This window comes from Vibrio sp. 10N.222.49.C9, from assembly GCF_041474985.1.
GTDB classification, from domain to species: Bacteria; Pseudomonadota; Gammaproteobacteria; order Enterobacterales; family Vibrionaceae; genus Vibrio; species Vibrio crassostreae_C.
On record NZ_JBFRVD010001293.1, the window covers coordinates 1 to 380 of the forward strand.

The 380-nt window shown below is 46.6% G+C and carries 1 pseudogene; it reads left to right on the forward strand.

Annotated elements, in window-relative coordinates:
* Window positions 1–20: 20 nt before the first annotated feature.
* Window positions 21–380: pseudogene (locus AB4585_RS27970) on the forward strand (DASH family cryptochrome); the annotation flags it as partial.

The following is a 380-nucleotide window of genomic DNA, read 5'->3' on the forward strand; positions in this document are numbered from 1 at the left end:
CCAATCATGAAGTAGAGGAGTTGATTTGCGTTTATCTGCCCTACTCTAAAATTACCAATTCAGAAGATGAGCGCACTCCCGTTGCTAGGTCAGAGCACCTTGAACGTTTTGAACACGAATCCGTAAGCAACTTGGCGGACTCTCTCAGCCGGTACGGTCACAGACTATATACACCACACGATTTTCCCCAACTTTGCCAGATCATAGATACGCTGCAGATCAACACTCTATATCGAGCGTTTCACCCTGGTATGTATGAGCAAGAAGCGGAGAAAGCCATTGCTCAGACATTTCCACAGCTGACTGTGTGCAATGCCTATACAGGATCTTTGTTCCACCAAAGCCAACTTCCTTTTACGCCTGAGACGTTACCTACAACC